Below are 20,116 nucleotides of genomic sequence, written 5' to 3'. Positions count from 1 at the left end.
TGAGAGCCGAATTCGCGCGGTTCAGACGGGCGGGAACCGCCGCCGGGTCCGGTTGGCGATCGCCACCAGCGAGAGCATCACCGGCACTTCGACAAGGACGCCCACCACCGTCGCCAGCGCCGCGCCGCTACCGAGACCGAAAAGCCCGATGGCGACGGCCACGGCCAGCTCGAAGAAATTCGACGTGGCGATCAACGCGCAGGGCGCGGCGATGGGAAACGGGATCCGCCAGGCCCAGGCGGCCGCATAGGTCAGCAGGAAGATGCCATAGCTCTGGATGATGATGGGCACCGCGATCAGGGCGATGAGCAGCGGCTGCGAGACGATCACGCGCCCCTGAAATCCGAACAGCAGCACCACGGTCAGCAGCAACCCGATTACCGAAAGCGGCTTGAGACCGGCGGTGAAGCGAGTGACGTCCTCGACATCGCCCGACGCTCCGGCCAGTAGATGGCGACGCGTCAGGGCGCCAGCGACGAGCGGGATCACGACATAGAGAAGCGTGGAGAGAAGCAGCGTTTCCCACGGCACCGCGATGTCCGTGATGCCGAGCAGCAGGGCCACGATCGGCGCGAAGGCGAACACCATGATGATGTCGTTCACCGACACCTGGACGAGCGTGTACGCCGGATCGCCACGCGTCATCTGCGACCAGACGAACACCATCGCGGTGCAGGGCGCGGCGCCAAGCAGGATCAGCCCGGCAATATATTGCTGCGCGTCCGCGGGCGCGATGAGGTCCGCGAACAGGAACTCGAAGAACAGCACGGCAAGCGCCGCCATCGTGAACGGCTTCACCAGCCAGTTGGCCACGATGGTGAGGATCAGCCCCTTCGGCCGGGCGCCGATGTCCCGCAGGCTCGCGAAGTCCACCGCGACCATCATCGGGTAGATCATCGCCCAGATGAGCACCGCGACCACCAGATTGACCGAGGCGAACTCAAGGCCGGCGAGCGCGCCGAACAGACCCGGCGCCGCATTGCCGAGGATGAGGCCGGCGACGATCGCCAGCGCGACCCAGAGCGACAGCCACCGCTCGAAGAGCCCGAGCGCGCCGGCCTCTTGCCGGGCATCGGAAAGGCTGGTCATCGCGGCGCCTTCGGGTCGGCTTTCACGACCTCGCCGTCTTCCTTCACGAAATCCTCGCGCAGCGGCCGATCGAGCAGTGAGAGCACCCGTTCGGAAGGCCGGCACAGCCCCACGCCGCGCGGCCCCACGACGATGGGCCGGTTGATGAGCACGGGATGCGCCATCATCGCATCGATCAGGGCGTCATCGTCGAGGGCCGGATCGTCGAGCCCCAGCGCGGCATAAGGCGTGCCCTTCTGGCGGAGCAGATCGCGCGGCGTGATGCCCATCCGCGCGATCAGCGAGACCAGCTCCTCCCGCGTCGGCGGTGTCTCGAGATAGGCGATGACGTGCGGCTCCTCGCCGGTGGCGCGGATCAGCCCGAGCACATTGCGCGACGTGCCGCAGGCGGGATTGTGATAGATGGTGACGCTCATGACCGGCACATCGCCGTTGCGGCGATCTCGGGCGCGCAGGCCGCGCCGCCGCAGCAATTCTCCATCAGATAGCCGACCAGCGCATTCATCGCGGCATAGTCGGCGGTGTAGATCAGCGAACGCCCTTCGCGGCGCTGCTGAATGAGCCCGGCCCGGCTGAGTTGCGCGAGGTGGAAGGACAGCGAGGAGTTGGGAATGTCCAGAGCCTCGGCGATGGCGCCAGCCGGGAGCCCCTCCTTCCCGGCCTGAACCAGCAGGCGGAACAGGCCGAGCCGATGCTCCTGAGCAAGAGCGCCAAGCGCTTCGATCACGGCGGGAGAATTCATTTCCATGAATGTCGAAATAATTCATCCATTCCGCGCGTCAACAGATATTTCGATGATTATCGAATTGATGAGCTGGCGGACGGAAGGCGCTGGCGCTGGCGCTGACGCCCAACGGGCGAGCGCACGAAGCGCCCCCGCCGTGGGTCACACGGTTGTTTCGCAGACAGTCAGTGAGAGGCGGAGGGCCCAGCCCGTGCCGCTAGGTGGCGCTCAGGCGTGTTCCAGCGTGCACTGGAGCGGGTGCTGGTTCTGCCGGGCATAGTCCATCACCTGATTGACCTTGGTCTCGGCGACTTCATAGCTGAACACCCCGCACACGCCCACGCCGCGCTGGTGGACATGGAGCATCACGCGCGTCGCCTGCTCGAGGTCCATTCGGAAGAAGCGCTGGAGCACATCGACGACGAACTCCATCGGCGTGTAGTCGTCATTGAGCATGAGCACCTTGTAGGGCGTCGGCTTCTTGGTGCGGGTGCGCGCGCGCGTGGCAATGCCGAGCCCCGGTCCCCCAGGCCCTTCCTCATCCTGCCGTCCGGCCATGATGGGGCGGAAAGTCTCAGCGCCGGTCATTCTCATGTCCCGAAAATAGGATATCGCCCGCCCCCCTTGCAAGGGCCGAGCCCATAAAGCGAAAAAAAAGGGCGGCGCACCGGAGCGCGCCGCCTTTTCTCTTTTCCGGAAGAGCCGTGCGATCAGGCCGCGAGCGTCTTCTTCATCTTCTCGGTGACGATCGAGACGCGGTTGCTGATCGGCTGCGCGATGTCGCCGGCCAGCTTCAGCATCGCTTCGCTGTTCTTGGACGCTTCCGACGCGAAGCTGTCCATCGCCTGGCTCAGCAGCTCGCTCTGCAGCTGGAAGAACTCGGCCGGCGTCTTGACCGACGCGAAGCTCTTCATGGTCGAGCTGGTCTTCTCGAAGGACTTGCGGCCGAAGTCGGCAGCTTCCTGGCTCAGAGACTCGACGCCCTTGGCCGCGATCTTGGAGGATTCGACCATGGCTTCGAGATTGCCCTTGGTCAGCTCGCCCAGCTCCTCGAACGCCTTCGCCGACTTCTCCATCGTCGTCTTGGCCTTGTCGTTCATTTCGGAGAACGCGCTCTGCATGCGGGTCTTGGTTTCTTCGGCAAAATTCTTCGCGGTTTCCATCGCATCGGTCATGATCAATTCGCCTTTCGTCTTGGCGGTCGCGACAGAAGGGGTGTCGACGCCAACCGCCTTGGGAGGAGTGGGGGTGGCTGCTTGCGCAGTCAGTTTCTCAGCAGTCTGTTGTTCTACGGCCGGCTCGGACTTCGCCGGCGAGGAGACCGGCCATTCGACCGGGGCAGCAGCTTTGGGCGCCGGTGCCGCCTTCTGGGCGACGGGCGCTGGCTTGGCCTGCGATGCAGGCGTGGCGACCTTCGGCGCGGGCGCCGCAGGCTTGGGCGCGGGTGCCGCGGCAGACGGCGCCGGCTTCGCCTTGACGGTCGGCTTCGACGGCGTCTCGGCTTTCGCTGTGGACGACTTCACGGTCGCTGGCTTCGCACCTGCGGGCGCGCTTTTTGCGCCCGGTTTCCGCGAAGCAGGCTTTGGTGGAGTAGCCAAAACAATCTCCTGAAATGTTTTGTTGCAATGCAGCATAGGCGATTCCGCGCCTGTTGGCAAGGATAATGATGCACTGCAACAAAACTGTCTTACAGGCGCTGGGAGGCTCTTGCGCGGGCGCCTGCCCCGCGCTCGCGGCACCGTCCTTATGCTGGATCGCGCCCGTCAGGTGCCGCGCGCATGCCCTCAGCGCTGGCGGACGTAACGCCCCGGCGCGTCCTCGATCGCGGGCAACGCGCCCTCCCCGGGAATACGGGCGCCGCTCGCCGCGACGCGGGTGGGATCGAGGCCTTTCAGCCACGCGATCCAGTCCGGCCACCAGCTTCCCCGCGTCTCCTTCGCATGCGCGCGGAAGGCGTCGAAATCGCCATGGGCCGCCTCGCTGGTCCAGTACTGATACTTCCCCGCGGCGGGCGGATTGACCACCCCGGCGATATGCCCCGAGCCGGCCAGAACGAAGCGCCGGGGGCCGGTGAAATGATCCATGATCTTCCAGACGGAGCAGGCCGGCGCGATATGGTCCTCGATGCCCGCCTGCACATAGCTGGGCGTCTCGACACGGCTGAGGTCGATCGGCGTACCGTCCACGACCAGACCGCCCGGCTGCACGAGCCGGTTGTCCCGGTAGAAGTCCGTCAGATAAGCGCGATGCCACCGGGCGGGAAGATTGGTGGTGTCGCCATTCCAGTACAGCAGGTCGAACTGCGGATAGTCGTTGCCGAGCAGGTAGTTGTTGACGACATAGTTCCAGATCAGGTCCTGCCCGCGCAGCAGATTGAAGGTGGCGGCAAGATAGCGCCCGTCCAGAAAACCCTCCGTGACGAGGCTCTCGATCAGCGCGATCTGCTCATCGTCCACGAACAGGTTGAGATCGCCCGCCTGCGAGAAATCGACCTGCGTGGTGAAGAACGTCGCGCTCGCCACCTTGTCCGCCTCGCCCCGCGCGGCGAGCAGGGCCAGCGTGGCAGAGAGCACTGTGCCCGCCACGCAATAGCCCACGGCATGGACAGCCGGCACGCCGAGCAGGCTCCGCACGACATCAATGGCGTCGACCTGCCCCCGCAGCACATAATCATCGAGGCCGACATCGGCCATGCCGGCATCGGCCGACTTCCAGCTCACCATGAACACGGTGAGCCCCTGATCCACCGCCCATTTGACGAAGCTCTTCTGCGGATTGAGATCGAGAATGTAGAAGCGGTTGATCCACGGCGGGAAGATGAGCAGCGGCGTCGCCATCACGTCCGGCGTGGCGGGCGCATATTGGATGAGCTGGTAAAGCGGCGTCTCGTGCACCACCTTGCCCGGCGTCGTGGCGATGTTGCGGCCGAGCTCGAAGGCCGAGCCGTCCGTATGCGTGAGCTGGCCGCGATCGATGTCGGCCAGCAGATGCTCAAGCCCGGTAAGCAGGTTCTCCCCGCGCGTCTCGATCGTCCGCTCGATCACCAGAGGATTGGTGAAGGGGAAATTGCTCGGGCTCGAGGCTTCCACGAAGCGCTGCGTCACGAAGCGCAGCTTCTCCTTCTCGCGGCTGTCCAGCCCGTCGACATTCTCGGCAAGCTGGAGAAGGAATTCCGACGCGAGCAGATAGATCTGGCGGATGAGATCGAACACCGGATTGTCGCGCCAGCGCGGATCGGCGAAGCGGCGATCGAGATCGGCCTGCGAAGGCGCCTCGCCCTCGCCGCCCTCCGATCCGCCGGCGCGCGCCAGGAACTGCTCCCAGAGCGCCATGCTGCGGTTCGCCATCTGCGCCTGGATCTCGGCGATCTTCTCCAGATTGGGATGCGCTTCCAGGCTGCGGAAACGCATGGCCCGCTCGACCAGATCGGCACTGCGCTCGAGGATGCGCTGCTGCGCCAGGCCGATCACGCGGGTCCAGTGCTGCATCTGGGCCAGACCCGGCGCATCGATCGTCTGCTGTTCCATCAGGGCACCTCTTCGGTTTTGGTGGCACGTGGTTGCTGCGCAGGCTATATGGACGAGTGGCCCGGCAGTCCCAAGACAGGATCGCCCGGCCCGTTCCATCCACGGAGACCGACTTCACAATGTCCGACGAGTTCTACCGCATCAAGCGCCTGCCGCCATATGTCATCGCCGAAGTGAATGCGATGCGGGCCGCGGCGCGCGCGGCAGGCGAGGACATCATCGATCTGGGCATGGGCAATCCCGACCTGCCGCCGCCCGCCCATGTCATCGACAAGCTGGTCGAAGTGGCGCAGAAACCAAACGCTCACGGCTATTCGCAGTCCAAGGGCATTCCCGGGCTGCGCAAGGCGCAGGCCAATTATTATGCCCGGCGCTTCGGCGTGGACGTCGATCCCGAGGGCGAAGTAGTCGTGACCATGGGCTCTAAGGAAGGGCTCTCCAGCCTCGCGACGGCGATCACCGCGCCGGGCGACGTGGTGCTGGCGCCCAACCCCTCCTACCCGATCCACACCTTCGGCTTCATCATCGCCGGGGCCACGATCCGCTCGGTGCCCACCACGCCGGACGAGAATTATTTCCGGGCGCTGGAGCGCGCGATGCACTTCACCGTGCCGCGCCCCAGCATCCTCATCGTCAACTATCCGTCGAACCCGACGGCGGAGACGGTGGACCTCGCTTTCTACGAGCGGCTCGTCGCATGGGCGAAGGAAAACCAGGTCTGGCTGATCTCCGACCTCGCTTATTCCGAGCTCTATTATGACGGCAACCCGACGCCCTCCATCCTGCAGGTGCCGGGCGCCAAGGACATCGCCATCGAATTCACGTCCATGTCCAAGACCTATTCCATGGCCGGCTGGCGCATGGGCTTCGCGGTCGGCAACAAGACGCTGATCGCGGCGCTCACGCGGGTGAAGTCCTATTTGGATTACGGCGCCTTCACGCCCATCCAGGCCGCTGCCTGCGCCGCGCTCAACGGGCCGCAGGACATCGTGGAGAAGAACCGCCAGCTCTACCAGAAGCGCCGCGACGTGATGGTCGAGAGCTTCGCCCGCGCGGGATGGGACATTCCCTCGCCGCGCGCCTCCATGTTCGCATGGGCCCCGCTGCCGCCCGCCCTGCGCGAGATGGGGAGCCTCGAATTCTCCAAGCAGCTGCTCACCGAGGCGAAGGTCGCGGTGGCGCCCGGCGTCGGCTATGGCGAGGACGGCGAGGGCTATGTCCGCATCGCGATGGTGGAGAACGAGCAGCGGCTGCGCCAGGCGGCGCGCAACGTGAAGCGCTACCTCCAGTCGATGGGCGTGAACGTGCCCGGCACCAAGGCGACCGGATGAGTGCCATCCCGGCGCTGAGCTATCCCGAGGTCAGCGAAGTCACGCATGTCATCCAGCTTGCGGTGGCGCCGGTGTTCCTGCTCGCAGGCATCGGCGGCTTCCTCAATGTCTGCGCCAGTCGCCTCGCCCGCGTCATCGACCGGGCGCGGGTGGTCGAGAAGCTCGTGCCCCAGTCGACCGGGGCCGAGCATGACCGGCTGATCCAGGAAATCCGCATCCTCGACCGGCGGATATCGGTAGTGAATACCGCCATCTTCCTGTCCGTGCTGGCCGCCCTGCTGATCAGCGCGGTGGTCATCCTGCTGTTCGCGTCCAATCTCGTCATGGCCAATCTGGGCACGCTGATCGCGCTGCTGTTCATGGGATCGATGATCTCCATCGCCAGCGCATTCGCGATCTTCATCGTCGAGACGCGGCTGGGATCGCAGGTTATCCACATCCGCAACGAGATCCTCTACCATCAGGCCGAGGAGGAGAATGGCGCGGCGGAGGACGACAAGGTCCCGCGTTAACCCGTTAAGATATCCGTGCGCAGCTGTCCCATCGGGAAACGGCCGGAAATGGCACATTGCGCACCGGCCCCGAATGGGCGCAGGACCCGCGCCATGAAAGCGACCACGCAACGCAGGATGATCCGCACCGGCCTCGCCCTGGCCGGCCTGCTGGCGGCCGGCGTGCTGACGACCAGCCTCGCCCCGATGCATTTCGCGCGCGCCGACACGGCCCGGGAAGCGCCTGCACCAGCGGCACCGGCCGTGCAGCCGGAAGCGCCGGAGAGCGCGCCCGCACAGCCGGTCCCGGCCGCCGAGGCGCATCCCGCATCCTTCGAGGCCGACGATGCCATGCAGCTCAAGCGCGTGCTGGAGGTCAAGAGGCCGTTCCGCCATGGCGACTATGTGTGGGACGAGGAAGGCGTGCCGCCGGGCGAAGTCATCATCACGGTGGACCTGCAGGCGCAGACGATCGCGGTGTTCCGCGCGGGCTACCAGATCGGCGCCGCCGTCATCCTCTACGGCGCGGACGACAAGCCCACCCCGCTCGGCACTTTCCCCATCACGCAGAAGAAAGTGGACCATGTGTCCAACCTCTATGGCGCGCCCATGCCCTATATGATGCGCCTCACCAATGACGGGGTCGCGATCCACGCCAGCGAAGTGGCCTGGGGCAATGCCACCCATGGCTGCATCGGCGTGCCGCTCGCCTTCGCCAAGCTGGTCTTCGCCGAGGCGAAGCTCGGCACGCGCGTGATCGTCACCTCCGGCAAGATGATGGCCGTGCCGCAGGGCGCGCAGATGACGCAGGCCGCCCTGCACAGCAACTGAGCGGGGGCCTCACGGCTCGGCGCGCCTGCCGAGATCCGCGAAAGTTTTCCGCTCTCAGCCCACGTCGGGAGCGCCGCGCGGATGGCCGCCAGATCCTCAAGCCATGGCGCCGCGGACCAGCCCGCCTCCTGCGCTGTCGCCGGCGCGCTCGCGATGCAGAGCGCACAGGCCATGCCGAGCAGCGTTCGCGCCGTTCCTCGCATCATATCCCCCAAATGAGAGGGGCCGCCGGAACCTCCTGCTTCTGGAGGCGCCGAGCGGCCCATCATACATGGTCAGCGGCCGGAAGTGCCGCCACCCGGGGATTTACGCCGCGTTCCGATCCCTTGTCAGGATCCTCGCGCGACCCGCCGCCAATGCCTTAGCGGCAGGCTCCCCGAACGGACTTGACCGACCCCATTGCTGAACCATGAGACATCGGATCACCTCCTTTCGCTTGCGTTAAAACCATTTCGCGAGGTTGCGGCTGGAAGCCTTTGCCCTGCGATGAGCATAGATGTGATTCATAACGCACGTGCGAACAAGACTTGTATTTATCTTTTTTCGAATCATAATCATGCGTCCGCCGATCCGGGCAGAAACCGCCGGAAAACCTCAGTTCCGGCAGTCCTCTACAACGCGCGCAATTTCCGCTCCCACCGGGATGACGAGCAGCGATTCTCCCGCCGCCTCGATGCCGATGCGGCCGCGCGAATAAGCGATCCAGTCGAAGCCCTGATCTCTGGCCGGCCGGGTGATGGTCACCAGCCGCGTCCCGTCGGTCGCGGCAAGCGCGGGCCATTGCAGGGCGCCGTAGCTGGTGCGGATCACCACCTGCCTCGCGGACCCGTCCAGGGAAAGCAGCCGCATCGCCACCTCGCGGGTGCCTGCCCGGCAGACGAACGCCACGCGCGGCGGCGCGCCGGCCTGCGCGAACAGGGCGAGGCTGTCACGCCCCTCCGCGCGATAGGACCAGTCGCCCGGCTCGACCGGCGCGACATCCCAGGGCACGGCCGGCGCCTGCGGCGCTGGAGCCGGTGCGGGCGGTGGCGGCGGCGCGGGGCGCGGAGCAGGCTCGGTGCGTAGCGGCGGCACGGCCTGGCATCCTGCCAGCCAGCCGAGCGCAGCCAGCATGCCGAGGCGGCGCAGCGACGGCTTCAGGGACGGCATCACGGACCGCGCGCCGCTCATGGCCGGATCTGCCCGTTGCCGCGCACGACCCATTTGTAGGTGGTCAGCCCTTCCAGCGCGACGGGCCCGCGCGCATGCAGCCGACCGGTCGAGATGCCGATCTCGGCGCCCAGGCCGAACTCGCCGCCATCGGCGAACTGGGTGGACGCATTCCACATGACGATCGCACTGTCGCACTGGTTGAGGAAATCCTCCGCGACGGCCGGGTCCCCGGTCACGATCGCATCTGTATGGTGGCTGCCATGCGCCGCGATATGGGCCAGCGCCTCGTCCATCCCGCTCACGAAGCGGGCAGCGACGACGGCGTCGAGATATTCGGTATCCCAGTCCCCCGGCTGGGCGGGCTCGACGCGATCGTCGAGCTTGCGCACGCCCTCGTCGCCGCGCACGTCGCAGCGCGCGTCGAGCAGCGCCTGCACGAGGGCTTCCGGCTCGGGATAGGCGCGGTCGATCAGCAATGTCTCCATCGCGCCGCAGATGCCGGTGCGGCGCATCTTGGCATTGACCACGATCTCGCGCGCCATGACCGGATCGGCAGCGGCATGGACATAAGTGTGGCAGATGCCGTCCAGATGCGCGAGCACGGGGACGCGCGCCTCATCCTGCACGCGCGCTACCAGGCTCTTGCCGCCGCGCGGCACGATGATGTCGATCAGGCCGACGGCGCGCAGCATGGCGCCCACCACCGCGCGGTCGCTGGTCGGCACGATCTGGACCGCTTCGGCGGGGAGCCCCGCCTGTGTGATGCCCCTGACCATCGCGGCGTGGATCGCGCGATTGCTTTCCAGCGCTTCGGAGCCGCCGCGAAGGATCACCGCGTTGCCCGAGCGCAGGCAGAGCGCGGCGGCGTCCGCCGTCACATTGGGCCGGCTCTCGTAGATGATCCCGATGACGCCGAGCGGCACCCGCACGCGCTGGAGGCGCAGGCCATTGGGCCGCACAGCCTCGTCGATCACCTGCCCGACCGGATCGTCCAGCGCCGCTACATTGGCCACGGCATCGGCGATGGCGGCAATACGCGCTTCATCCAGCCGCAGCCGATCCAGCATGGCGGAGGAAAGCCCGTTGGCAGCGCCGCGCTCCATGTCCGCGCGATTGGCGAGAATGATCCTGGCGGCGGACTCGCGAAGGGAAGCGGACGCGGCGAGCAGCGCTTCGGCCTTGCGCGCGCTTGGCACCATCGCCATCTCCGTCGCAGCGCGGCGTGCGCGCGCGCCCATGGTGGCAATGAGCATTTCCGGCGTTTGCGTGAGATCGTTCATTGCTGGTTCGGCGCTCCGGCGGCGGGGGGCGATCCCCATAGCATGGCCGGGGAAGCACGCAAATGGCTGCAACCGGCGACCGGGCCGGACGTTCCCGATTGCGCAATGAGGAGGACAGCAACATGCCGTTGAAATCTTTCGGTCTGGCACCGCTGATGCTGGCGACGCTGTTAGCAGGCTGCGGATCGCCGCAGCAGGACCCCGCGAACGACATGGCCGAGAATGGCATGACCCCGAACGCGGCGAATGCGACCGACGTCGCCGGGCCCGGAGCCGCCGGCAACAGCGCGGGCGCGGCCGGAGGAATGCTCGTCCCGCCCGCGCCGGGCGAGGAGGGCGGCCTCCCGGACGACCGCACGCCGCTCAACGAAAGCGCCGCGCGCAATCCCGCCAGCGTCGAGGCGTCAGGCGCGACGATCGAACTCTGGGGCCTCGCGATCGGCGAAGGCCGCTATGGCGATGCCTATCGCCTGTGGAGCGAGGACGGCCGGCAGAGCGGCATGACCGAGGCCGACTTCGCCGACAGCTACCGGAAATATTCGGAGTTCCATGTGCTCGTCGGGCGGCCGCAGACCGGCGGCACCGTGACGGCGCGCGTGCCGGTGCAGGCCTATGGCCGCCTGCGCGAGAACGGCGCGCCGTTCAACCTGATCGGCACGATGACACTGGTGCGCAATCCCGATGGCCAGAAAGGCGAGCCGGGGGAAAGGCCCTGGCTCATCGGCGACTCGGACCTGCGGCCGCGCGGCACGGTCAGGGTCGTTCCGGCCGGCGCAGACACCACGGCGGCGCGGATACCGGTTGCGTTCCAGGGGCGCTGGGCGGCATCACGCGAGGCCTGCGGCCGGGCTGGTGACGAAAGCCGGCTGGCAATCGCCGCCGACCGCCTCTCCTTTCACGAAAGCAGCGGCATGGTGCGCAGCGCGCAGGCGCTCTCGCCGGACAGCGTCCGGATCACGGCGGATTTCACGGGCGAAGGCGAGCAGTGGACGAGGACGCTGACGCTCGCACTCGGCGCGGACGGGCAATCGCTGGACATTGCCGACAGTCGCCGGGTGCGGTGCGGGAACGCCTGATCGGGCTGCGGCCCCGGTCCTGCGCCTTAGGGCTGCGCCGCACGGCTGGCGCCCGGCACCCAGAGGATATCCCCGGCGCCATTGTCATTGAGCGCGCGCGCGAGGACGAACAGCAGATCGGAGAGTCGGTTGAGATAAGAGAGCGCGGCCGGGTTGATCGCCACGGCCCGGCTCGCCGTCAGCACGGCCCGTTCGGCGCGCCGGGCGATGGCCCGGGCGAGATGCACGCGGGCGGCGCCCTCGCTGCCGCCGGGCAGGATGAAGCTGCGCAGGGGCGGAATGGGATCGTTGAGCCGGTCGATAGCCTGCTCGAGCCGCTCGACCTGGGCCGGGACGATGCGCAGCACCATCTCCGAAGGCGTGAAGTCCTCGCCCGGGGTCGCAAGATCGGCGCCGAGATCGAAGAGATCGTTCTGGATGCCCTGGAGGAGACTTGCCGCCGACGGCTCGCCCGCCATGGCGGCGATGGCCAGACCGAGCGCGCTGTTCAGCTCGTCAACCTCGCCGATCGCGGCCATGCGCGGATCGTCCTTGGCCACGCGCGTGCCGTCGACCAGCCCGGTCGTCCCGTCATCGCCCGTCCGCGTGTAAATGCGATTGAGGCGGACCAAGACTGTTCAGCCGGTTATTTGCTGCCGTTGAACAGCAGCAGCAGCGCGACCAGAAGGATCGCCGCCGCCTGCATGGTGACGCGGCCCATCATCATCCGGTTCTGCTTGAGGCTCGACTGGCTGGGGCCGGTGCCGTCATTCCGAAGATCGGCTTCCGTCGTCTTCAGGAACGTGACCACGCCACGCACGAGATAAGCCACCGCGCCGAGCGCCGCGAGGATGATGAGGATTACGAGAACGACATTGCCCATCGGGATAAGACTCCGTTTGGAGCGATGTAGGTTCAGCGGAGGAATATTCCAACCGGAAACCGCCCTGCCCGCAGATCGTCCGCCAGCATCAGTCCGTCCACGCCCGCCGCCCGCAGATCGGCAAGGGCCAGCCCGTCGCTGCGCTTGGCGAGGCGCTTGCCCTCGGCATCCACCACCAGAGCATGATGGCGGTACAGGGGCACGGGCAGGCCGAGCAGCGCCTGCAGGGTGCGATGGGCGTGAGTCGAGGCGAACACGTCACGCCCGCGCACCGCGTCCGTCACGCCTTGTGCCGCGTCGTCCACCACCACCGCGAGATGGTAGCTGGCCGGGCGGTCGCGCCCCTTGAGGATGAGATCGCCCAGCGCGCCGGGATCGACCGGCACGTCCCCCGCCTGCGCATCGTGCCAGCTAAGCGGTCCGGTGCGGGCAAGCGCCGCGCCCATGTCCAGCCGCCAGCTATGGGGATCGCCCCGCGCGATCCGTTCCGCGCGCGTCGCGGGATCAAGGCCACGGCATGTCCCCGGATAGAGCGGCCCGTCCGCCCCGTGCGGCGCATGAAGGCTCGCCGCCAGCTCGCGGGCGATGTCGCCGCGCGTGCAGAAGCAGGGATAAGCGACGCCTTGCCCTTTCAGCGCCTCCAGCGCCGCCTCATAGGCCGGAAAGCGCGTCGACTGGATCATGAGCCCGTCCCAGCCGATGCCGAGCCAGCGCAGATCCTCCAGGATGGCCCGGGTGAATTCCGGGCGACAGCGGGTCACGTCCGTGTCCTCGATGCGCAGGAGGAAGGTGCCGCCACTTTCCCGCGCGAGATCATGGGCCTGCAGGGCGGACCAGCCATGCCCTATATGGAGCCGGCCGGTCGGGCTGGGCGCGAAGCGCGTCACCAGATGTCGTGGAGCGTCTACCCGGGTCATACTAGCTCTTGACGAGGAGTCATCATCTCTGCTGTCATGAGGACGTCACGGTTCTCAACGATGGATCGCGGCGCAACGAAAGGGGCACGAGCGCGCATGTATCATCCCGATCGAATACGCCATCCAGAAAACTGTCCGGCACTGGTCCTCAATGCCGACTATACCCCGCTTTCCTATTACCCGCTGAGCCTCTGGCCCTGGCAAACCGCCATCAAGGCGGTTTTTTTGGATCGGGTGGACATCGTCTCCAGCTACGACCGGGAAGTCCACTCGCCCAGCTTCCAGATGCGCATTCCCTCGGTGATCGCGCTCAAGCAATATGTGCGGCCGAGCGAATATCCCGCCTTCACCCGCTTCAACCTCTTCCTGCGCGATCGCTTCTCCTGCCTCTATTGCGGCGCGACCAGCGACCTGACCTTCGACCATGTGGTGCCGCGCCGCGCCGGCGGACGCACGACATGGGAGAATGTGGCCACCGCCTGCTCGCCCTGCAACCTGCGCAAGGGCGGCCGCACCCCGCGCGAGGCCAACATGGCGCTGCGCGAGCAGCCGATCCGCCCGACGAGCTGGCAGCTCCAGGATCATGGCCGCGCCTTCCCGCCCAACCATCTGCACGACAGCTGGCATGACTGGCTCTACTGGGATGTCGAGCTGCTGGCCTGAGGCTTCCGACTCCGGCCGGAGAGACGGCGCGGCGGCATTGCGCGAGGCCGATCCGCGAGGGCTGGAAAAGCCCGCCGCACTTCGCCTATCGTGCGCGCCATGATCCACATCCCCCGCGCCGCGCGCCTGCTCGCCCTTCCCCTCCTCGCGCTCGCCGCCAGCCCCGCAGCGGCGAAGCTCAGCGCCGCCGAGCAGCGCATGGTCCGCAGCGTTGAAGCGCAGCAGGAAGAGGCGATCGCGCTGCTGGAGCGGATGGTCAACCAGAACTCGGGCACCCGCAACATCCCGGGCGTCATCAAGGTCGCCGAAATGGTGCGGCCGGAGCTGGAGACGCTCGGCTTCACCGTCACATGGAAACCGATGGACGCGACGGGCCGGGCCGGGCACATCATCGCGACGCACAGTGGCAAGCCGGGCACCAAGCGGCTGCTGCTGATCGGCCATCTCGACACGGTGTTCGAGGAAAGCTCCCCGTTCCAGAGGTTCGAGCGCAAGGGCGACACGGCGACCGGCCCCGGCATCGGCGACGACAAGGGCGGCGTGGTCGTGATGCTGATGGCGCTCAAGGCCATGAAAGACGCGGGCACGCTGCGCGACGCCAACATCGAAGTGGTGCTGACCGGCGACGAGGAATCGGTGGGCGAGCCCATCGACGCTGCCCGTGCGGACCTGATCGCGGCAGGCAAGCGCGCCGACGCCGCGCTCGACTTCGAGGGACTGGTGACCATCGACGGGCAGGACTATGGCTCGATCGCGCGGCGCTCCTCGACCAGCTACACCATCCGCGTGACGGCGAAATCGGGGCACTCCAGCGGTATCTTCGGCCAGGTGGGCGATGGCGCGATCTACGAAGTCGCGCGCATCATCAGCACCATGCGCAAGGAGCTGCCCGAGCCCAACCTCACCTTCAACATCGGCCTCGTCGCCGGGGGCGCACAGGCGGAGCTGGCGACGAACGACGCTTCGGTGAGCGCCAGCGGCAAGACCAACATCATTCCGGCCCAAGCGGTCGCCACCGGCGATTATCGCGCGCTCACGCCCGAGCAGGCGGCGCGGGTGCGCCAGAAGATCGAGCAGATCGTCGCGGCGCACGGCCCCGGCGCGCAGGCCACGATCAGCTTCAAGGAAGGCTATCCGCCGATGGCGCCGACCGAGGGCAACACCGCGCTGCTGACCCGGCTCAATGTCGTGAACGGCGACCTCGGCCTTCCCGCGATGCCGGCGCTCGACCCGCTGCGGCGGGGCGCGGGCGACATCGGCTTCGTCGCGGCGGACGTGGATGGCCTTGCCGGCCTCGGGCCGGATGGCGCGGGCAGCCATGCGCCGGGCGAAAGCGTGGACCTGCCCAGCTTCCAGCGGCAGGCCAAGCGCGCCGCGCTGCTGATGTCCCGGCTGAGCCGCGAGCCCTCGGCGCGATAGGCGACCGCGCCCGGGCCGCGGCATCGGGCGAAAATCCGCCCGGCATCGGCACGCAGCCCCCGGCCCCACTTGCGCTCGGCGCGGCACACGCTAGGAAGCCGCGATGGACCGTATCGTCATTCGCGGCGGCAAGCCGCTCTCCGGCAGGATCACCATTTCCGGCGCAAAGAATGCGGCGCTCACGCTGCTGCCCTGCGCGCTGCTCACCGAGGAGCCGCTGACGCTGCGCAACCTGCCGCGGCTGGCGGATGTCGACAGCTTCGGCCACCTGCTCAACCAGCTCGGCGTCTCGACCACCGTCGAGGGCTCGCGGCAGGAGGATTTCGGCCGGGTGATGACGCTGCGGGCAAACCGCATCACGTCCAGCGTCGCGCCTTATGACATCGTGCGCAAGATGCGCGCTTCCATCGTGGTGCTGGGGCCACTGCTCGCGCGCGCGGGCGAAGCGACCGTCTCGCTGCCCGGCGGCTGCGCCATCGGCAACCGGCCGATCGACTTCCACCTCCAGGCGTTCCAGACGCTGGGCGCGACGATCGAGATGGCCAATGGCTATGTGCGCGCGCTGGCGCCGGACGGCGGCCTGCGCGGCGCGCTCATTTCCTTCCCCTTCCCGTCGGTCGGCGCCACCGAGAACGCGCTGATGGCCGCGTCGCTCGCCAGCGGCGAGACCGTGATCGAGAATGCCGCGCGCGAGCCGGAGATCGTGGACCTGTGCGGCCTGCTCGTCGCGATGGGCAGCGAGATCGAGGGGATCGGCACGGACCGGCTCGTGGTCCACGGCAAGCCGCGGCTCTACGGCACCACCTACAAGGTGATGCCCGACCGGATCGAGGCCGGCAGTTATGCCTGCGCGGCCGCCATCACCGGGGGCGAGCTGGAGCTGGTCGGCGCGAGCAGCGATGACATGCACGCCATCCTCAAGGGCCTGCGCGACGCAGGCGTGCACATAGAGGAAAGCGCCCGGAGCCTGCGCGTGGCGGCGAACGGGCGGCTGAAGCCCCTCACGCTCTCCACCGCGCCGCACCCCGGCTTCCCAACGGACATGCAGGCGCAGTTCATGGCGATGCTGGCGCTGGCGGACGGCGCGAGCGTGCTCACCGAGACGATCTTCGAGAACCGCTACATGCATGTGCCCGAGCTGGCGCGCATGGGCGCGGACATCACCGTGAACGGCCGCACGGCGGTCGTGCGCGGGGTGCCGGGCCTCACCGGCGCGCCGGTGATGGCGACGGACCTGCGCGCCTCGATGAGCCTCATTCTCGCGGGCCTCGCCGCGCAGGGCGAGACGATCGTCAATCGCGTCTACCATCTCGACCGGGGCTATGAGCGGCTGGAGGAGAAGCTCTCCGCCGTCGGTGCGGACATCGAGCGCGACAGCGACGGCTGACGGGCCGGCCGGGCCACAGGCGCCCGCAATAAAATAACATGGTGTCGGCGCCGTCCCGGGCTATGCTCGGGACATGAACCCATTGCCGCCAGGAGCGCGCCATGACCGACAATTCCCGCAAGACCCATATCGGCGGCCACGCGCTGCACCCCGAAACCCAGATGCTGAACTATGGCTATGACCCCGCCCTCTCCGAAGGCGCGGTGAAGCCGCCGGTGTTCCTCACCTCCACCTTCGCGTTCAGGTCCGCCGAGGAAGGGAAGGACTTCTTCGATTATGTGTCCGGCCGCAGGGAGCCGCCGGCCGGGCAGGAAGGCGGACTCGTTTATTCCCGCTTCAATCACCCCAACAGCGAGATCGTGGAGGACCGCCTTGCGGTCTACGAGCGCACGGAAGCCTGCGTGCTCTTCTCCTCGGGCATGTCGGCCATCACGACGAGCCTGCTCGCTTATCTGCGCCCCGGCGACGTGGTGCTGCATTCCCAGCCTCTCTATGGCGGCACGGAGACGCTGCTCGGCAACAGCCTCGCACGGCTCGGTATTCTTTCGGTCGGCTTCACCAATGGCGTGGACCGCGAGAATATCGAGGCCGCCGCACGGGAAGCCGCCGGCAAGGGTCGCCTCGCCGCCATCCTCATCGAGACGCCGGCCAATCCCACCAACGGGCTGGTGCGCATTGCCCTCATCCGCGAGATCGCCGAGGAGATCGCCGCGCAGCAGGAAGGTCACCGCCCGATCATCATGTGCGACAACACGCTGCTCGGCCCGGTCTTCCAGCGGCCGATCGAACATGGCGCGGACATCTCGCTCTATTCGCTCACCAAATATGTCGGCGGCCATTCGGACCTGATCGCCGGCGCGGCGCTGGGCGCGAGGGACGTGATGCGGCCGGTGCGCGCGCTGCGCAGCGCCATCGGCACCCAGCTCGACCCCAACAGCTGCTGGATGCTCGGTCGCAGCCTGGAAACGCTGGCGCTGCGCATGGAGCGCGTCAACGACAATGCGGGCCGGATCGCCACCTTCCTGCGCGATCATCCCAAGGTGGGCGACATCCATTACCTGCCCTTCGCCGATCAGCTCTCGCCCACCGGCCGCGCTTTCCACGCGCAATGCACCGGCGCGGGATCGACCTTCTCCTTCGACATCGTGGGCGGGCAGGCCGCAGCGTTCCGCTTCCTCAACGCGCTGCGCATCTTCAAGCTGGCCGTCAGCCTCGGCGGCACGGAATCGCTCGCGAGCCATCCCGCGACCACCACGCACAGCGGCGTGGCGGCTGCGGTGCGCGAGCGGATCGGCGTGCTGGATTCGACCATCCGCCTGTCGATCGGCATCGAGCATCCCGACGACCTGATCGCCGATCTGGGGCTCGCGCTGGACCTCGCCTGACCGGCTGCGCCGCTCCCCGTCCCGATCAGGCACGCACATACAGGGTTAATCAGATTGCAACCCGGGTGGGTGCGCGGCCAGGGAGCATGAGCCGCGTACGGGGTCCTGTTGGCGGCGAATCGTGGGAGAAAAGATCATGTTCAAGACGAAATATCTGCTGCTCGCCGCTGCTCTCGCGGTTGCGCCGTCCGCATCGCAGGCCGTGGTGGTCGATTTCGAAGGCCTCAGCACTGGCGCGATGCCGGCCAATTATGGCGGCATCGACTGGTCCGCGAACGGCTGGTATGTCTATGAAGGCGAGCAGTCGCCCTACACCCCGGCGTCCGGCAGCTTCCGTGCCTATGCCGACTCGCTTTCGCCCACCGGCACGATGATGTGGGCCGCGCCCGTCACGTTCGGCGGCGCTTATTTCGCGGGCTATAACATGCTGTCGGTCGACCTTTATTTCGGCGGGTCGCTGGTCTCTTCGACGGGCGCTGTGTCGCTGAACGCTGCACCGACCCTGATCGGCAACGGCTATGCCGGCCTTGTCGACAAGGTGGTGATCACCGGCTCGGGCGGCAATCTGTGGGTCATCGATGACGTGACCTATGATGTCGCCAGCGCCGGCGCGGTGCCCGAGCCCGCCACCTGGGCGATGATGATCGGCGGCTTTGCGCTCGCCGGTGGCGCGATGCGCCGCCAGCGCGCGACCCGCATCCGGTTCGCCTGATCGCGATCTGATCGCGGCAAGCAGGGGTCGGCCACCGGGCTGGGCCCCTGCTGCATGGCCCTTTTGCGGGCGCCCTGTCCGCGCGATCCTGTCATGGGGCGCGGCGCTCTTGCCAAGACGAGCCGCGAGGCTCATGGCGCGCGCATGGTTTCGCTGCTTTCCGTCCTGATCGGCGCGGTCGCGCTCATCCTCGCCATTCCAGCCATCATCCCCGGCCTCGGCTGGGCCAACTGGCTGATCGTGCCGCTCGCGCTGTTCGGCGCGCTTGTCGGCCAGTTCGCGAGCGGGAACGGCGCACGCAATTTCTGCCTCGCGGTCGCGGCCTTCGGGATGCTGCGCCTGTGGGCGGGCGGCGGCCTGTTTTGAACGCCCCGCTTCCCCTCGGTGAAGCCGAGCTGCAGGCCCGCCATCGCGCCGGCCTGCTCGCCGGCCTTGGCGCTTATGGCATGTGGGGCCTGCTGCCGCTCTACTTCAAGCTGATCCACGGCGCCTTGCCGATGGAAGTGGTGGCGCACCGCATCGTCTGGTCGGTCGCATTCCTCGCGATCGTCCTGGCGGGCTACCGGCTCTACCCCGCCTTGCGCGATTCGCTGCGCCAGCCGCGCATCGTGGCGGCACTGGCGATCAGTGCTCTGCTCATCGCCGCCAACTGGCTGGTCTATGTCTGGGCCGTCGACACGCGCCATGTCGTGGCCGCAAGCCTTGGCTATTTCCTCAATCCGCTCGTCAATGTGCTGCTCGGCACGCTGGTGCTCAAGGAGCGGCTGCAGCGCGGCCAGTTCATCGCGGTGCTGCTCGCGGGCGTCGGCGTGGCCATTCTGGCGGCGGGAGAAATCCAGACGCTGTGGATCAGCCTCTCGCTGGCCATCAGCTTCGCGCTCTACGGGCTGGTGCGCAAGCTGACGCCGGTGCCGGCCCTCGGTGGGTCTCGCGGTGGAGACGCTGCTGCTGGCCCCGCTCGCGCTCGCGGTGCTGGCCTGGGTCGCGCGGGACGGCAGCCTCGTCTTCGGCCGCGACGTCGGGACCACGGCGCTGCTGGTCGGCCTGGGTGCCGTCACATCCGTGCCGCTCATCCTCTTCGCAAGTGCTGCGCGCGCGCTGCCGCTGGTGACCCTCGGCCTCATGCAATATATCGCGCCGACATTGCAGTTCCTGAGCGGCGTGCTGCTGCTGGGCGAGACGCTCTCGCCCGAGCGCTGGGCCAGCTTCCTGCTGATCTGGGCGGCGCTCGCGCTGTTCGTCTGGGATAGCCTGCGGGGAGCACGCAGGG

Annotated in this window: 22 protein-coding genes; 11 read left to right on the top strand and 11 right to left on the bottom strand. The window is 67.5% G+C overall.

Annotated elements, in window-relative coordinates:
- Nucleotides 1-21 precede the first annotated feature (21 nt).
- From arsB to HNP60_RS02895, 6 genes are all read right to left on the bottom strand, one after another.
- Nucleotides 22-1,089, bottom strand: coding sequence for an ACR3 family arsenite efflux transporter (arsB, locus tag HNP60_RS02920; protein ID WP_184150006.1), 1,068 nt, complete (start codon nucleotides 1,087-1,089; stop codon nucleotides 22-24).
- Entirely contained in the window at nucleotides 1,086-1,505 is a 420-nt protein-coding gene (arsC, locus tag HNP60_RS02915; protein WP_184150003.1) for an arsenate reductase (glutaredoxin), read from the bottom strand. Before arsC ends, arsB begins: the two co-directional genes overlap by 4 nt.
- Nucleotides 1,502-1,831: an ArsR/SmtB family transcription factor gene (locus HNP60_RS02910; protein ID WP_184156837.1), complete on the bottom strand. Its 330-nt coding sequence runs from the start codon at nucleotides 1,829-1,831 to the stop codon at nucleotides 1,502-1,504. Before HNP60_RS02910 ends, arsC begins: the two co-directional genes overlap by 4 nt.
- A gap of 210 nt (nucleotides 1,832-2,041) precedes the next feature.
- On the bottom strand, nucleotides 2,042-2,371 hold the full coding sequence (gene clpS, locus HNP60_RS02905; protein WP_173385012.1) for an ATP-dependent Clp protease adapter ClpS: 330 nt from the start codon (nucleotides 2,369-2,371) through the stop codon (nucleotides 2,042-2,044).
- A gap of 152 nt (nucleotides 2,372-2,523) precedes the next feature.
- A complete protein-coding gene (locus HNP60_RS02900; RefSeq protein ID WP_260394618.1) occupies nucleotides 2,524-3,447 on the bottom strand; it encodes a phasin family protein in 924 nt (307 codons plus the stop codon).
- Between the two features lie 150 nt (nucleotides 3,448-3,597).
- Nucleotides 3,598-5,340: a PHA/PHB synthase family protein gene (locus HNP60_RS02895; protein ID WP_184150000.1), complete on the bottom strand. Its 1,743-nt coding sequence runs from the start codon at nucleotides 5,338-5,340 to the stop codon at nucleotides 3,598-3,600.
- A 119-nt stretch (nucleotides 5,341-5,459) separates the two neighbouring features.
- Between HNP60_RS02895 and HNP60_RS02890 the strand changes: the two genes are divergently transcribed.
- The 3 genes from HNP60_RS02890 (at nucleotide 5,460) to HNP60_RS02880 (ending at nucleotide 7,993) form a co-directional block, all read left to right on the top strand.
- Nucleotides 5,460-6,671: an LL-diaminopimelate aminotransferase gene (locus HNP60_RS02890; protein ID WP_184149997.1), complete on the top strand. Its 1,212-nt coding sequence runs from the start codon at nucleotides 5,460-5,462 to the stop codon at nucleotides 6,669-6,671.
- Nucleotides 6,668-7,183 (top strand): DUF2721 domain-containing protein, encoded by a 516-nt coding sequence (locus HNP60_RS02885; protein WP_184149993.1) that lies wholly within the window; start codon nucleotides 6,668-6,670, stop codon nucleotides 7,181-7,183. The genes HNP60_RS02890 and HNP60_RS02885 overlap by 4 nt, the downstream gene beginning before the upstream one ends.
- A 93-nt stretch (nucleotides 7,184-7,276) precedes the next feature.
- Nucleotides 7,277-7,993 carry a L,D-transpeptidase family protein gene (locus HNP60_RS02880; protein WP_260394617.1) on the top strand — a complete coding sequence of 239 codons (717 nt, stop codon included), beginning with the start codon at nucleotides 7,277-7,279 and terminating at the stop codon, nucleotides 7,991-7,993.
- 594 nt (nucleotides 7,994-8,587) lie between these two features.
- On the opposite strand, the gene HNP60_RS02875 is transcribed toward HNP60_RS02880, so the two are convergent.
- On the bottom strand, nucleotides 8,588-9,163 hold the full coding sequence (locus tag HNP60_RS02875) for a hypothetical protein (RefSeq protein WP_184149987.1): 576 nt from the start codon (nucleotides 9,161-9,163) through the stop codon (nucleotides 8,588-8,590).
- Complete coding sequence (locus HNP60_RS02870) at nucleotides 9,160-10,425, bottom strand: glutamate-5-semialdehyde dehydrogenase (protein ID WP_184149984.1); 1,266 nt, start codon at nucleotides 10,423-10,425, stop codon at nucleotides 9,160-9,162. The genes HNP60_RS02875 and HNP60_RS02870 overlap by 4 nt, the downstream gene beginning before the upstream one ends.
- 122 nt (nucleotides 10,426-10,547) lie before the next feature.
- Between HNP60_RS02870 and HNP60_RS02865 the strand changes: the two genes are divergently transcribed.
- Nucleotides 10,548-11,501, top strand: coding sequence for a hypothetical protein (locus HNP60_RS02865; RefSeq protein ID WP_184149981.1), 954 nt, complete (start codon nucleotides 10,548-10,550; stop codon nucleotides 11,499-11,501).
- A 26-nt stretch (nucleotides 11,502-11,527) separates the two neighbouring features.
- Here the strand turns inward: HNP60_RS02865 and HNP60_RS02860 are convergent, their stop codons facing one another.
- The 3 genes from HNP60_RS02860 to gluQRS are packed head-to-tail and all read right to left on the bottom strand — an operon-like array spanning nucleotide 11,528 to nucleotide 13,280.
- On the bottom strand, nucleotides 11,528-12,112 hold the full coding sequence (locus HNP60_RS02860; RefSeq protein ID WP_184149977.1) for a cob(I)yrinic acid a,c-diamide adenosyltransferase: 585 nt from the start codon (nucleotides 12,110-12,112) through the stop codon (nucleotides 11,528-11,530).
- 14 nt (nucleotides 12,113-12,126) lie between these two features.
- Nucleotides 12,127-12,363, bottom strand: a complete 237-nt coding sequence (locus tag HNP60_RS02855; RefSeq protein ID WP_184050974.1) for an HIG1 domain-containing protein — start codon at nucleotides 12,361-12,363, stop codon at nucleotides 12,127-12,129.
- Nucleotides 12,364-12,395: 32 nt separating this feature from the next.
- A complete protein-coding gene (gene gluQRS, locus HNP60_RS02850; RefSeq protein ID WP_184149974.1) occupies nucleotides 12,396-13,280 on the bottom strand; it encodes a tRNA glutamyl-Q(34) synthetase GluQRS in 885 nt (294 codons plus the stop codon).
- A gap of 96 nt (nucleotides 13,281-13,376) precedes the next feature.
- On the opposite strand from gluQRS, the gene HNP60_RS02845 reads away from it, so the two are divergent.
- From HNP60_RS02845 to rarD, 7 genes are all read left to right on the top strand, one after another.
- Nucleotides 13,377-13,943 carry an HNH endonuclease gene (locus tag HNP60_RS02845; protein WP_014074937.1) on the top strand — a complete coding sequence of 189 codons (567 nt, stop codon included), beginning with the start codon at nucleotides 13,377-13,379 and terminating at the stop codon, nucleotides 13,941-13,943.
- A 99-nt stretch (nucleotides 13,944-14,042) separates the two neighbouring features.
- Nucleotides 14,043-15,362 carry a M20/M25/M40 family metallo-hydrolase gene (locus tag HNP60_RS02840; RefSeq protein WP_184149971.1) on the top strand — a complete coding sequence of 440 codons (1,320 nt, stop codon included), beginning with the start codon at nucleotides 14,043-14,045 and terminating at the stop codon, nucleotides 15,360-15,362.
- A 103-nt stretch (nucleotides 15,363-15,465) separates the two neighbouring features.
- Complete coding sequence (gene murA, locus HNP60_RS02835) at nucleotides 15,466-16,749, top strand: UDP-N-acetylglucosamine 1-carboxyvinyltransferase (protein WP_184050980.1); 1,284 nt, start codon at nucleotides 15,466-15,468, stop codon at nucleotides 16,747-16,749.
- Nucleotides 16,750-16,850: 101 nt separating this feature from the next.
- Nucleotides 16,851-18,134 (top strand): cystathionine gamma-synthase family protein, encoded by a 1,284-nt coding sequence (locus HNP60_RS02830; protein WP_184149968.1) that lies wholly within the window; start codon nucleotides 16,851-16,853, stop codon nucleotides 18,132-18,134.
- Between the two features lie 136 nt (nucleotides 18,135-18,270).
- The gene (locus HNP60_RS02825) at nucleotides 18,271-18,846 is read left to right on the top strand and encodes a PEPxxWA-CTERM sorting domain-containing protein (protein WP_184149965.1); all 576 of its coding nucleotides are present in this window, start codon (nucleotides 18,271-18,273) and stop codon (nucleotides 18,844-18,846) included.
- Nucleotides 18,847-18,939: 93 nt separating this feature from the next.
- Entirely contained in the window at nucleotides 18,940-19,212 is a 273-nt protein-coding gene (locus HNP60_RS02820) for a hypothetical protein (RefSeq protein ID WP_420825217.1), read from the top strand.
- Nucleotides 19,209-20,096: an EamA family transporter RarD gene (gene rarD, locus HNP60_RS02815; RefSeq protein ID WP_420825216.1), complete on the top strand. Its 888-nt coding sequence runs from the start codon at nucleotides 19,209-19,211 to the stop codon at nucleotides 20,094-20,096. Before HNP60_RS02820 ends, rarD begins: the two co-directional genes overlap by 4 nt.
- Nucleotides 20,097-20,116 lie beyond the last annotated feature (20 nt).

The sequence above is a fragment of the Sphingobium lignivorans genome, from assembly GCF_014203955.1.
Lineage (GTDB): Bacteria > Pseudomonadota > Alphaproteobacteria > Sphingomonadales > Sphingomonadaceae > Sphingobium > Sphingobium lignivorans.
The sequence above is the reverse complement of the archived record's forward strand: the minus strand, read 5'-3'. Positions and strand labels throughout refer to the sequence as shown.